At 42.0% G+C, this 14082-nt stretch carries 8 protein-coding genes; 3 read left to right on the top strand and 5 right to left on the bottom strand.

Translation table 11 applies throughout. The features are described from left to right. Positions 1-286 precede the first annotated feature (286 nt). Positions 287-4123 (top strand): phosphoribosylformylglycinamidine synthase, encoded by a 3837-nt coding sequence (purL, locus tag FTU92_RS04590; RefSeq protein ID WP_180095737.1) that lies wholly within the window; start codon positions 287-289, stop codon positions 4121-4123. Positions 4124-4149: 26 nt separating this feature from the next. Here purL and FTU92_RS14080 read toward each other — a convergent pair whose 3' ends face one another. Next, entirely contained in the window at positions 4150-4281 is a 132-nt protein-coding gene (locus FTU92_RS14080) for a hypothetical protein (RefSeq protein WP_257218753.1), read from the bottom strand. A gap of 51 nt (positions 4282-4332) precedes the next feature. Between FTU92_RS14080 and FTU92_RS04585 the strand changes: the two genes are divergently transcribed. Continuing rightward, on the top strand, positions 4333-5400 hold the full coding sequence (locus FTU92_RS04585) for a 4-phosphoerythronate dehydrogenase (protein WP_004972744.1): 1068 nt from the start codon (positions 4333-4335) through the stop codon (positions 5398-5400). Then, positions 5397-6377, top strand: a complete 981-nt coding sequence (epmA, locus tag FTU92_RS04580; RefSeq protein ID WP_096902381.1) for an EF-P lysine aminoacylase EpmA — start codon at positions 5397-5399, stop codon at positions 6375-6377. Before FTU92_RS04585 ends, epmA begins: the two co-directional genes overlap by 4 nt. Before the next feature lie 170 nt (positions 6378-6547). Here the strand turns inward: epmA and FTU92_RS04575 are convergent, their stop codons facing one another. From FTU92_RS04575 to FTU92_RS04560, 4 genes are all read right to left on the bottom strand, one after another. Beyond that, complete coding sequence (locus tag FTU92_RS04575; protein ID WP_004972751.1) at positions 6548-7783, bottom strand: multifunctional CCA addition/repair protein; 1236 nt, start codon at positions 7781-7783, stop codon at positions 6548-6550. A 90-nt stretch (positions 7784-7873) separates the two neighbouring features. Then, a complete protein-coding gene (locus tag FTU92_RS04570) occupies positions 7874-10153 on the bottom strand; it encodes an NADP-dependent malic enzyme (protein ID WP_179988933.1) in 2280 nt (759 codons plus the stop codon). A 139-nt stretch (positions 10154-10292) separates the two neighbouring features. Further along, positions 10293-13169 carry an EAL domain-containing protein gene (locus FTU92_RS04565; RefSeq protein ID WP_180095735.1) on the bottom strand — a complete coding sequence of 959 codons (2877 nt, stop codon included), beginning with the start codon at positions 13167-13169 and terminating at the stop codon, positions 10293-10295. Between the two features lie 186 nt (positions 13170-13355). Continuing rightward, positions 13356-14072 carry a 16S rRNA (uracil(1498)-N(3))-methyltransferase gene (locus FTU92_RS04560; protein WP_004972758.1) on the bottom strand — a complete coding sequence of 239 codons (717 nt, stop codon included), beginning with the start codon at positions 14070-14072 and terminating at the stop codon, positions 13356-13358. Between the last annotated feature and the right edge of the window lie 10 nt (positions 14073-14082).

Here is a 14082-nt window from a genome sequence, read left to right as displayed (position 1 = left end):
CTTTAGAGCATCTGTGTGTAAACAGATGGCATAGAAAATAAAAACAGCATCAATCATTCAGTAATTTCCACAGTGAGAGTGCTTTGTGCAATTTAAAGCACGAATCTTGAATACATTGATCTGAAATAGAGGCTTTAAATCAACATTCGGAAGTTTTACTGCCGAAACGCGCCAAGAAAACCATTTTCCATCTAGCTGATTATGGCATTTCACAGTAGAATATGCGCTCTCTTCAAGTCACATTGTGGCATGGTCCAAAAGATCAGCCCGTGGAGCCAAAATCAGCATGTTTATCGTTGCCGGTGCACCTGCACATTCATCTTTTAAGAAAACTCAACTCTTAAACCGTTTAGCGTCAATGAGTTCTGTTCAATCTTTCGATAGCCAATGGGTTTATTTATTTGACCAAGCGCTCGACGAGCAACAACAGCAATCTGCTTTACAGCTTTTAAACGATGGTGCATCTTTTGAATTACGCCAAGCTGCAAGTGATGAAGTTCAAATTTTAGTGACACCACGTGTGGGCACAATTTCTCCTTGGTCATCAAAAGCAACCGATATTTTTGCCAACTGTAATACGCTTGTACACCGCCTAGAACGCGGTGTTTTGTTTACCTTAAAAGGTATTACAGACGTTTCAAACGAAGTAAAACAAGTATTGCATGACCGCATGACCGAAAGTGTGTTTAACCACATTAACGATGCTGCAGCGTTATTTGTTGAAACTGAACCAAAACCTTTAAATAGCATTGATATTTTGGGTGAAGGCAAAGCGGCATTGGTAAAAGCCAACAGTGAGTTTGGTTTTGCCTTGTCTGATGAAGAAATTGATTATTTAACCGAAGCATTTATCAAGTTAGGCCGTAATCCGCATGACATTGAATTGATGATGTTTGCACAAGCCAACTCTGAGCACTGCCGTCACAAAATCTTTGGTTCTGAATGGACAATTGATGGCGAAGTACAGCCATTGTCATTGTTCCAAATGATCAAAAATACTTATAAAGAATCACCAACAGACGTATTGTCGGCTTACAAAGACAACGCTTCGGTGATTGTTGGTTTTGATACGCAGCGTTTCTATCCGAAAAAAGATGCTGCAACAGGTCACTACGTTTATAAATATAAGAGCCAAGCTGCCCACATTCTTATGAAAGTGGAAACACACAACCACCCAACTGCAATTGCACCATTTGCAGGTGCTGCGACAGGTTCGGGTGGTGAAATCCGTGATGAAGGCGCGACAGGTCGTGGTGGTAAACCAAAAGCAGGTTTAACAGGCTTTACAGTATCGAATTTAAATATTCCTGGTTTTGAACAGCCTTGGGAAGAAAACTATGGCAAGCCTTCACGTATGGCATCGCCATTACAAATTATGATTGAAGGCCCATTGGGCGGTGCAGCGTTTAACAACGAATTTGGTCGTCCTGCGTTAAATGGTTACTTCCGTACTTTCGAGCAAAACGTGAATGGTGAAGTAAAAGGCTTCCATAAACCAATCATGATTGCAGGTGGTTACGGCAACATTCGTCCAGACCATGTCGAAAAAGACCCAATTCAGCCAGGCGATTTATTAATCGTTTTAGGCGGCCCTGCGATGTTGATCGGTTTAGGCGGTGGCGCTGCATCTTCTGTAGATAGCGGAACCATGGGTGAAAATCTTGACTTCGCTTCAGTACAACGTGAAAACCCAGAAATGGAACGCCGTTGCCAAGAAGTGATTGATACATGCTGGCGTTTGGAAGATGCTAACCCAATCGTATCAGTGCATGACGTGGGTGCAGGTGGTATTTCGAACGCAATGCCTGAGTTGGTGAATGATCACGAACTAGGTGCTGTACTTGATTTGCGTAAGATTCCATCTTTAGAACCAGGCATGTCACCAATGGAAATTTGGTCAAACGAAGCGCAAGAGCGTTATGTATTGGCCATCCGTCCAAGTTCTTTAGAATTATTTGAATCAATCTGTGCGCGTGAGCGTTGTCCGTTTGCAGTATTGGGTGAAGCGACAGAAGCGCGTCATTTAACGGTTGAAGATCCACTGTTCAATAACAAAGCTGTAGATATGCCAATGCAGGTCTTGTTAGGTGGTACGCCACGCATGAGCCGTTCTTATGAAAGCATTGAGCGTCAAGGTGATGATTTTGATGCAGCTCAAGTTACTGATCTGAAAGATGCGATTTACCGTGTCATCAAGAATCCAACTGTTGCTTCTAAATCATTCCTAATCACGATTGGTGACCGTTCAATTACAGGTATGGTTGCACGTGATCAGTTGGTTGGCCCATGGCAGGTGCCTGTTGCAGATGCAGCAGTAACCACTACCAGCTTGCAAGGCTTTACAGGTGAAGCAATGGCGATGGGTGAACGTCCACCTGTAGCTTTATTAAACCCTGCAGCATCTGCGCGTTTGGCAGTGGCAGAATCTATTTCCAATATCATGTCAGCCAAAATTGACCAGATCAGCGACATTAAATTATCTGCAAACTGGATGGCAGCAGCAGGTCAAAAAGGCGAAGACCAAGCTTTGTTTGAAGGTGTAAAAGCCATTGGTATGGAAATGTGTCCTGCGCTAGGAATTGCAATTCCAGTAGGTAAAGACTCATTGTCTATGCGTACCACTTGGAATGACGAAGGTGTTGATAAATCTGTAACTTCACCAATGTCAGGTGTAATTACTGCATTTGCACCAGTGACCGATGTACGTAAAACACTAACCCCTGAATTGAAAAATACCGATTCAGTATTGGTACGTATTGACTTGTCTAAAGGTCAGTTCCGTTTAGGCGGTTCAATTTTAGCGCAAGTGTATAAAGCTATTGGTTCAGTAACACCAGATGTCGATAACTTTGACGAATTCAAAGCATTCTTTGCTTTGGTACAAGACTGGAATAACCGTGGCTTGATTCAAGCTTATCACGACATTGGTGATGGTGGTTTATTGGCAACTGTAACAGAAATGATGTTCGCTTCACGTTTAGGTGTGGCGTTAGAAGATCAATCTGTTGCGGCATTGTTTGCTGAAGAAATTGGTGCAGTACTACAAATCTCTAAAGCAGACTGGGCTAACTTAGCTGCTGAAGTTGCTGCATCTACTTTGAAAGATGCGATTTCGGTAGTCGGTACAGTTAATAGCACAGACCAACTTGCTGTAAATGGCTTGGTGCTTGAACGTGCCGATTTGCAAGCGGCTTGGAGTGAAGTATCACACCAAATCCAGCGTTTACGTGACAACTCAGAAACTGCTGATCAAGAATTTGCTTTGATCACAGACAAAAACCACAAAGGCTTAATTGCTCAACCGACATTTGACTTAAATGAGCCAGTTGAAGCGCCATACATCAACACACGTCGTCCTAACATGGTGATTTTACGTGAACAAGGCGTAAACGGTCATGTAGAAATGGCGGCAGCATTTGACAAAGTCGGCTTTAACACCGTTGACGTACACATGAGTGACTTGCTTGCAGGGCGTGTCGATTTAGACGACTTTGAAGGCTTAGTGGCGTGTGGTGGTTTCTCTTACGGTGACGTATTAGGTGCTGGCGGTGGCTGGGCGAAGTCAGTCTTGTTCAACCCGAAATTACGCGACCAGTTTGAGAAATTCTTTAACCGTCAAGAAACGTTCTCACTGGGTATCTGTAACGGTTGTCAAATGTTGTCACAATTGGCACCACTCATTCCAGGTGCAGAAGCGTGGCCACGTTTCCATCGCAATACTTCAGAAGTGTTTGAAGCGCGTAGCGTTAACGTCCGTGTGGAAAAATCAAACTCTGTATTATTGCAAGATATGGAAGGCTCGATTTTACCAATCGCAGTGGCACATGGTGAAGGTCGCGTCGTTGCACCAGAAGCTAATTTGGCAGCCTTGAACGCAGGCAACCAAGTGATTTTACGTTATGTCGATAGCCACGGAAATGCGACTCAACATTATCCAATGAACCCGAATGGTTCGCCAGAAGGTATTTCAGGCGTAACTTCAAAAGATGGTCGTGCAACAATTATGATGCCGCACCCTGAACGTAATTTCCGTGCGCTTCAACATTCTTGGAAACCTGAAGAATGGACTGAAGATGGTGCATGGTTACGTATGTTCCGCAATGCGCGTAAATTTATTGGTTAAGATTTAACTCGCTTAATCTATAGCAGTCAGCCACCTTCGGGTGGCTGATTTTTTTGCTGTGAATATGCAACTTTTATATAGACGTACATGTTTCCACCTAAATGAATCGTCGGCTTGCTGTTCAACAATTCTGCATTAATCTCAACAATCATAGTCATCCTAGACAACTCAAGCTATCATAAACAAGCAAACACACATGGGATGGCGTTATGAAAATCATTGCAGATGAAAATCTGGCATATACCGATTATTTCTTTGCAGATTTGGCAGAAATAGAGCACAAGGCTGGACGCCGTCTAACGCATCAAGATGTGCAAGATGCTGATGCGCTGCTAGTTCGTTCCGTCACCCAAGTGAATGCAGCATTGATTCAACAGACCGCGCTTCAATTTATTGGCAGCGCGACCATTGGCACAGACCACCTTGATATCCCAGCCATCGAGCAGCAGGGCATTGCATGGTCAAATGCGGCAGGTTGTAATGCGCAGGCGGTGAGTGAGTATGTGATTACCGCATTGCTTCATCTCGAGCCTGAATTACTACATGCCAATCAAAACTTTAAACTTGGCATTATTGGACTGGGCAATGTCGGCTCGCGCTTGGTCAAAATGGCACAATTATTAGGTTGGGATGTCATCGCATACGATCCATTTGTGCAGTTGCCCAATGTGCAGCAATGTGACTTAGATGCACTATTACAACAGGCAGATGCAATTTCCATTCATGTGCCATTAACAGAAACTGGTGAACATCCTACTCATCATTTAATTAATGCAGCGCGTTTGGCATGTATGAAGCCTCAAGCCATTCTGATTAATTCAGCGCGTGGGCCAGTGGTAGAAGAAGCGGCTTTAATGCAGGATATTCAACATACTCAGCGTTTAGTGGTATTAGATGTTTTTGAATATGAACCTGAAATCTCTGCAGAATTATTAGATTTGCTTGCTTTGGCAACCCCGCATATTGCAGGGTATAGCCTAGAAGGCAAGGCACGCGGCACACAAATGATTTATCAGGCTTTTTGTGAAAATTTTGGTTTAGATGCCACAAAACAATTTGAAACTCAATTGCCAAGCTGCGCGCAATATTTCAAAACCCAAGATTTGAAAAATAGTCTGCATGCACATTTAAGTCAAATTTATGATATTGCACAGGATGATGCCAATTTACGTGCCTGTGTCAAAGCGGGCAAAGTTGAGCAGCAGGCTTTTGATCATTTAAGAAAAACCTATCCTCTGCGTCGTGAATGGGCAGCACACGGAGGCCCGCAAGCATGAGTTCAAATCTCCAATATCAACCAACTTGCGACTTAAACAGCATGCGCGCACGTGCACAATTGTATGCACAAATACGCCAGTTTTTTGCGGAACGTGAAGTACTTGAAGTTGAAACGCCAATTTTGTCACAGGCAGGAGTGACAGATGTGCATTTGGCTTCAGTGCAAGCACAGCGCCATGTGCAGGGCAAATTGCATACGCACTATTTACAGACCTCACCTGAATTTGCCATGAAGCGTTTATTGGCCAGTGGTAGTGGTGCTATTTATCAAATTTGCAAAGTCTTTCGTGATGATGAGCATGGACGTAAACACAACAGCGAATTTACCATGTTAGAATGGTATCGTCCCGAATTTAGCCTGAAAGAGCTTATGTTTGAGGTGACAGATTTACTTAATCTGACGTTAAAACAACGCTTTGGCGAAGTACGTCCAACAGTGTTGAGTTATAAACACGCATTTATGGATCGTTTGGATTTAAATCCTTTACAGGCAAGTCTGCAACAATTGAAAGACTGCTGTCATCGTGTGGGTTTGCATCTGGATTTGGGTGATGACCGTCTAGGCTACATCGACCTATTGTTTTCACATTTTGTAGAACCAAGTTTGGGCTTTGATGCTCCTGTATTTTTAACCGATTTTCCACCTGAATTAGCATCTTTGGCTAAAACCAGAACAGATGATGATGGGGAATTGGTCGCAGCCCGTTTTGAGCTATATATCGAAGGTTTAGAGCTTGCCAATGCCTATGATGAATTGATTGATGCTACTGTGCTGCGTTCTCGTTTTGAAGCCGATAATGCAGAACGCGCACAACTTGGTTTACATGTGATGCCAATTGATGAATATTTATTGGCTGCGTTGCCGAACATGCCTGAATGTTCAGGTATCGCCTTGGGCATAGATCGCTTATTGATGATTGCAACTGAGCAGATGCGTTTAGAGCAAGTGATTAGCTTTCCTGCGCAGCTTGCCTAAAAGCAAAAGACAGTTTCTTATTTCAAGAAGGATTTATTTGAGCTAAAAAGCCGTAGCTTCTATATTTTAGAAGATTACGGCTTTTCGATCAGAAATTTAGGCTGACTTAAATAGGTTAAGAATGATAGATCAAAGAACGCATGTAATGACGTTCTATAGACTTAAATAGCCTAAGCAGTAGCAGCCAAGTGACGTGCCTTTAATTGCTCAATCGCTTTAATGCGTCGTTCAATCAGCATTTCACCAATATCGGGGCCTTGGACATCGGCAGGTAAGTCTTGCGCCTTAATGCTGCGTACCACTTGAATCGCTTCCAAAATATAGCTCGCTTGCGGATAGTCACGATCTTCCAAACCTAAACGCCCACGAGAGTCACATTCACAGGCTTGTACAAAGGCTTCTACACGCTCAGGACGACGCAAGACATCCAAACGCTGTAATAAGCGCCATAACGTGCCAGGCTTTAAGCTCAATGCTTGGTGGCATTTTAAATGCTCTTTACATACAGCAAGTGCAAGTTGTTTGGTATTGGTCGGTACGCGCAGGCGTTCACACACTTCCGTTACAGGTCGAATCCCACGTTCTTCATGCATAATGTGCCGTGGTAATTCATCGGCAGGGGTCAAGGCCTTGCCTAAATCATGCAATAACACTGCAAAGCGTACATCGAGTGAGTAATTGGCACGACAGGCTTGTTGTAGTGACATCATGGTGTGCACACCACTGTCAATTTCAGGGTGATATTCAGGACGCTGTGGAATACCGAATAAAGCATCTAATTCAGGAAATAAAACTTTTAAAGCACCACAGGCACGCAATGTTTCAAAATAAACATCGGCACGTGCTTCCATTAAGGCACGTGAAGTTTCTTTCCATACGCGTTCAGGTGTCAGCGCATGTAACTCACCAGATTCTGCCAACTCTTGCATTAATAACAAGGTTTCAGGTGCAACCACAAAGCCTAAAGCATGATAACGTGCTGCAAAACGAGCAATACGCAGCACCCGTAACGGGTCTTCTACAAAAGCATTGGAAACATGGCGCAGCACTTTATTGCACAGATCTTGCTGTCCACCGTAAGGGTCGTAGACATTGCCATCACTATCCATTGCCATGGCGTTAATGGTTAAATCACGACGGATTAAATCTTCTTCTAAGGTCACGCTTGGGTCGGTATGAAATTCAAAACCGTGATAACCGTGTCCAGATTTGCGCTCAGTGCGAGCAAGTGCATATTCATCTTTGGTTTCAGGATGAAGAAAAACAGGGAAGTCTTTGCCCACAGGTTGAAAGCCTTGAGCCAAAAGTTGTTCGGGCGTTGCGCCAACGACAACATAATCTTTTTCGTGATAGGGATGCCCGAGTAAGTGATCTCGAACTGCACCGCCTACTAAATAAACTTGCATGAAAAAACCTCTATTCTTCAAGCAATCATGCTACAGAATAGAGGTTTTCTCAAGTCTATAATTCTGAGTCAGTCACTCAGAAATATAGGTTTATGCTTTAACTTGTGCTGTTTGTTGAATTTCAGCAACAGTGAGGGCAGTCATATTCACAACACGACGTGTCGTTGCAGTCGGAGTCAAAATATGTACAGGTTTTGCTGCACCTAACAAGATAGGGCCAATCGTAACATTGTTACCTGAAGTCGATTTCAACAAGTTAAATGAAATATTGGCAGCATCTAAGTTCGGCATAATCAACAAGTTTGCAGAACCTTTGAAGCGTGAGTTCGGGAAAGCAAAATGACGGATATTTTCGTCTAATGCTGCATCACCGTGCATTTCACCTTCAACTTCAAGCTCAGGTGCAATCTCACTCAAGATTTCAAATACTTTACGCATTTTTTGTGCGCTAGAGTCTTGTTGGTCAGAACCAAAACTTGAGTGAGAAAGTAGAGCAACGCGTGGTGTCATACCAAAACGGCGTACTTCTTCAGCCGCTAAAAGTGTCATTTCAGCCAACTGTTCAGCAGTTGGGTTTGTGTTGACATAAGTGTCGGCAATGAACAAGTTGCGATCTTCAAGCATCAATGCGTTAAGGGTAAAGAAGTTAGTGCGACCTTCTTTTAGACCAATCACATTTTTCACGAAATCAAGGTGAATATCGTAGCTTGAATAAGTACCACATAACATACCATCGGCTAAACCATGCTTCACTAACATTGCTGCAATGAGGGTAGAGCGACGACGTGCTTCACGCTGCGCGTATTCAGGTGTAACGCCTTTACGCTGCATGATGGTGTAGTAATCATCTGCAAATTTTTCGTAGTTCGGGTTGTTTTCCTGGTCTACTATTTCTATATTCACGCCATGTTCAAGACGTAAACCTAACTTTTTGATGTTCGCTTCAATTACTGAGGTACGACCTACAAGGATTGGTTTAGCCAAGCCTTCATCCACTGCAATTTGTACTGCGCGAAGGACGCGTAAGTCTTCACCTTCTGCATAAGCAATACGTTTAGGATCAGTTTTTGCTTGAGCAAAAATAGGCTTCATCATAAATGCCGAGTTATATACAAACTCAGACAAACGCTGACGGTATGCAGAGAAGTCTTGAATTGGACGACTTGCTACACCTGAATCCATTGCTGCCTGAGCAACTGCAGGTGCAATTTCAAGAATTAAACGCTGATCAAGTGGGCGTGGAATTAAATAGTCACGACCAAATGATGCAGATTTTTCACCATAAGTTGCTGCATCTGCTTCAATGTGTGCCATGCGTGCAATTGCGTGTACACAAGCAATTTTCATTTCTTCGTTGATGGTAGTTGCGCCAACATCTAATGCACCACGGAAAATATACGGGAAGCAAAGTGCGTTGTTAACTTGGTTCGGATAATCCGAACGACCTGTTGCCATAATCACATCTGGACGTACTTCATGCGCATGTTCAGGCAAGATTTCTGGGTCTGGGTTAGCCAAAGCAAAGATAATTGGATTTTCAGCCATTTCTTTGACCATAGCTTTGGTCAAGATACCCGCTGCAGAAAGACCAAGGAACATATCCGCACCGCTAATTACATCAGCAAGTTGCGTTCCTTCAATGTCTTGCATATAGCGTTTTTTCGAGTCATCCAAACCTTCACGTTTGGTGGTGATTAGACCACGCGAATCCGCAACAATGATATTTTCTTTTTTCGCGCCCAATGCACATAACAGGTCTAAACAAGACAGTGCGGCTGCACCTGCACCTGAAGCAACGATTTTGATTTCTTCAATTTTCTTGCCGTTAAGTAACAAGGCATTGAGTAGGGCAGAACCTACAATGATTGACGTACCGTGTTGGTCATCGTGGAACACAGGAATATTCATGCGTTCACGAAGTTTTTGCTCAATGTAGAAACATTCTGGCGCCTTGATGTCTTCAAGGTTAATACCACCAAAAGTTGGTTCTAATGCTGCAACAATATCTACAATTTTGTCTGGATCATTTTCAGCAATTTCGATGTCAAATACATCGACACCAGCAAACTTTTTAAAGAGTACGCCTTTACCTTCCATCACAGGTTTAGACGCCAAAGGACCGATATTACCTAAACCTAATACTGCTGTACCGTTACTAACGACAGCAACCAAGTTACCGCGAGCGGTATAAAGTGCAGCTGTTGAAGGATCACGTTCAATCTCTAAACATGGTGCTGCGACACCTGGTGAGTAAGCGAGCGCTAAGTCACGTTGGTTGACCAGCTGCTTACTTGGAGTAACGCTGATTTTTCCTGGTGTTGGAAATTCGTGATAGTAAAGTGCCTGCTGTTTTAATGATTGATCGTCCATCTGAATCTCGTGTGTGACAAGTTGGCCAGCGATGCTGGTGGTTTTTTTATGAATCTTATCGAATATACCATTACTTGCCCCCTTAGCACAGACGTCACTGTTTATTTTTAGAACAAACTTAGAGCTTTTGGGTCTAGTTTCAGATTAAGGAGCGATAAGCGCGCGATACTAAATTGGCTTTTAGAAATTGGGTCGCTTCACTTTCAGGCAAAGGCCTAGAGAATAAATACCCCTGCGCAATATCACAATTTAAATTCTGCAAATATTGCAGTTGTTGCTCAGTTTCAATCCCTTCAGCCACCACACTCATGCCCATGGCTTTGCCCATAGCAATCATGGCACTAACAATGGCTTCTTGTTTGGTATTTCCAATTTTAGAAACAAAGCTACGGTCTATTTTTAAACTGTCAATTGGGAAGTCTGTTAAGTAAGAAAGTGAAGAATAGCCTGTACCAAAATCATCTAAGGCGATATGAATATCACGTTGTTTAATTTCATCTAATAAAGACTTCACGGTTGTGGAGTTTTCCACTAAAGAGGATTCGGTAATTTCTAATTCTAAGCTTGCACCTGAAATTTGATAGGTATTAATCGCATCATCTAAATCTTGCAGCAATTGACCACGTTGCAGTTGTTGTGCAACTACATTAACCGATACTTGGATATGATCAAAACCTAACAGATTCCATTCACGAATTTGCTTGGCAGTTTGTTGAATTACAACCCGACCAATATCGGAAATTAAACTGGTTTGTTCTGCAATAGGAATAAATAGGTTGGGTGGAATAATGCCTTTGGTTGGATGCTGCCAGCGCACCAATGCTTCAAACCCGATCACCTGATAATTATGGAAATCAATTTTAGGTTGATAATATACAATTAATTCATCATTTTTAATGGCTTGGCGTAAGTCACGCTCTAAATGTACATCCTGCTCTAGCAGTTTGGTGTTGTCTAAAGTGTAATATTTAATGGTATTGCCACCTAAACGCTTAGCCTCAGACAAGGCTTGTTCAGCACAATTATTTAGATAATCCAACTGGCGTCCATGTTCAGGATAGAGGGAAACCCCCATCGATAGGGTAATAATATGTTCTTGTCCCTGTACATTAAACGGCAAATTAAAGGCTTTGGTGATACGTTCACAGTGCTCTTCGATTGAAGGGCGAATATGAGAAATTTCATAAACAATTGCAAAATCATCGCCATTTAAGTGTGCAACAAACAGCGCTTCGGCATTGGTGATACGTAAACGCTGCGCCACTTGGCGGAGTAATTCATCGCCACCATTATTGCTTAAATATTCGTTTAAAGGTCTGAAACGGTCAATATTGAGTCGAATGACCGCCAATTGCTGCAATGAATCTTGCTGTGAAATAAGATATTGATGTAGTTGATAATTATAATAAAAACGATTGGGGAGATCGGTCAGCGCATCATAATTTTCTAAATAGGATAAACGCTGTTCTTGTAGTTTATGTTCGGTTAAATCAGACACAATTCCAATATAATTAATAATACGGTTTTGCTCATCTTTGACTGCATTGATATGCATACGAACTTCTAATTCTTTTCCTGAGCGGAATTTTATATTCCTTTCAGTATGATATTCACCCTTGCTGAGTAATTGTTGAACAATTTCCTCTTGTGTCATGCGTGGATTTGCTTTGTTGGATTTGACTAAATCAAACAGATATTTACCTATAATATGGTCACGTTGAAATCCACTCATTTGTGCATAGAATGGATTGCTTTCAATATAGCGCAGGTTTTCATCTAAAATAAAAATACCTTCAGCTGCTTGTTCAAGTACGCTAGCAGTGAGTTTTAAGCGTTCTTGTGCAATCCGTTCTTGGTGAATGTCACGGCGAACCCCGACCATGCGTAAAGGTTTATTGGTGACAGGATCACGCTCAATTACCCGCCCAATATCTTGCACCCAATACCATTGACCTGAATTATGTTGAATGCGATAAGTGGCTTGATAGCGTTCTGTCTGACCACGTAAATGCTCTTTCATGGTTTGATGAAGGTGTGCAATATCATCACGGTGAATTAATTGCTGTAATTTATTCAGATGCTTTTTGGAATTTTTTAAACGAGTTTGCTGTGAGCCAGTGCCAAAGACAATGCTTCTTTCTCGGATATTCCAGTCCCACGCTTTAATACCTGCGGCTTCATGTGCATAAATTAAACTATGTTGTTGATTGATTAAGTGTAGATGGGTTTGTTCTAAGTCAAAGGTACGTTCTCTAATTTTTTGTTCCAGCATTTGATTGTTAAATTGCAGTTGTAATTCAATATCTTTAGATTTGTTCATTTCCACTTGCAATTGTTGGCGGAGTTGATCTGTCCAGCCGACTTGTTGCTCTGCGGCTTTTTTGAGTTGGTCGTTCTTAAAATAGACGCTCGATAAACGACGATGCATGTGCATTGAAGTATTGGCACAAATCAGTAAGGTAATTAAGGCAAAATTTGTCGCGAGAAAAAAGAAAGCGGAAGTTTCGGAGTGAACTAAAAACTGTGCGGCAATATAGGGTGTGATCACTGGAATGAATACCCAGCAAAAATAACTCAAGCGCTGCGTTAAAAAGGTGAGGGCAAAGGTTTGACTCACAATAATTAATAAGGTCGCTAAAATAATCGCTTCATAGTTGCTCAGTTCAGGGTTTTGCTGAGGTAAAAAGTAATACAGTAAACTTACCCCAACCGCGATTGCTGTTCCGATCAAGAAACACACCAATTTTAACCAACGATGTGCTTGTTGGAGTTGATATTGTCCCACTTTAAAGTGAATTGCTGTGAGCAGTAAACACGAACCAATGGTCAGTTCAGTGAGAATAAACCAGATATTGAAGTAAGGTGATGAATGTGAGAAAGAAATTTGATAAATAAAAAACACATACAGGCAAACAATCAGGATGCTGACCAAAAAGAATCGAATAAGCCGAATGGTATTGGTGATTTGCGCAGCATCTAAGTATTGCTGCAACAATTCATCTTGAGCGTCTGACATACTTCCCCAAAATCTAGTTAAATGATTCCATCATTTATATTTTTAAATAACATCACTTTCATGCATAAAATATTGCTGTTTTGTGTTTAAATTTTATGCAAATTTTTTAATATATTGTTCGAGATTAATCCTGTACTTTATAAATTGCAATGTTATTGGCAATCGATTTCTGTAAAAACGGATAAATTACTCGGCCAAGCGATAATTTAAGAGAGCTAAAGCAACCACAGGTGCGGTTTCAGTGCGTAATACCCGAGTACCAATACACCAGTTTTGAAAGCCAACCGCATTGGCAGCGCTAATTTCTGTTTCGCTTAAACCACCTTCAGGCCCAATTAATAAAGCCAAATCTTTACTGACATTGTTTAGCACATCTACTTGATCTTTATTCGGTGCTAACACTAATTTGGTGGTAGGAAGGTCACTATTCAGCCAGTCCTCTAAACGTAGTGGGGCTAAAATTTTCGGTACGATATTCATGCCACATTGTTCACAGGCTGCAATGGCAATGCCTTGCCAATGATCTAATTTTTTTTGATCGCGGTCATATTTTAAGCGCATTTCACAGCGTTCAGAGGTGAGCAACTGAATGTTAGTCACGCCAAGCTCTACCGCTTTTTGAATCGCATAATCCATACGATCGCCTTTGCTCATTACTTGTCCTAATAAGGCGCTAAAGCTTGGGATGCGATTGTCTGGATTAAAACTTTTAATCTGCACTTGCGCTGTTTTTTTGGTAACTTCAACCAGTTCCACTTCATATTCACCACCTTGCCCATTGAACAAGGTGGCGGTTTCACCGACTTGTGCGCGTAGTACTTTCACCCAGTGATGAAATACTGTTTCAGTCAGTTCAACTTGTGTATCTACTGCTAATTCAGCCTCAATATAAAAACGGGGCATAGGGATTACT

It is taken from the genome of Acinetobacter sp. YH12205 (genome assembly GCF_013418125.1).
Taxonomy (GTDB): Bacteria; Pseudomonadota; Gammaproteobacteria; order Pseudomonadales; family Moraxellaceae; genus Acinetobacter; species Acinetobacter towneri.
Note: the sequence above shows the minus strand (reverse complement) of the source record. Positions and strands in the feature narration are given on the sequence as shown.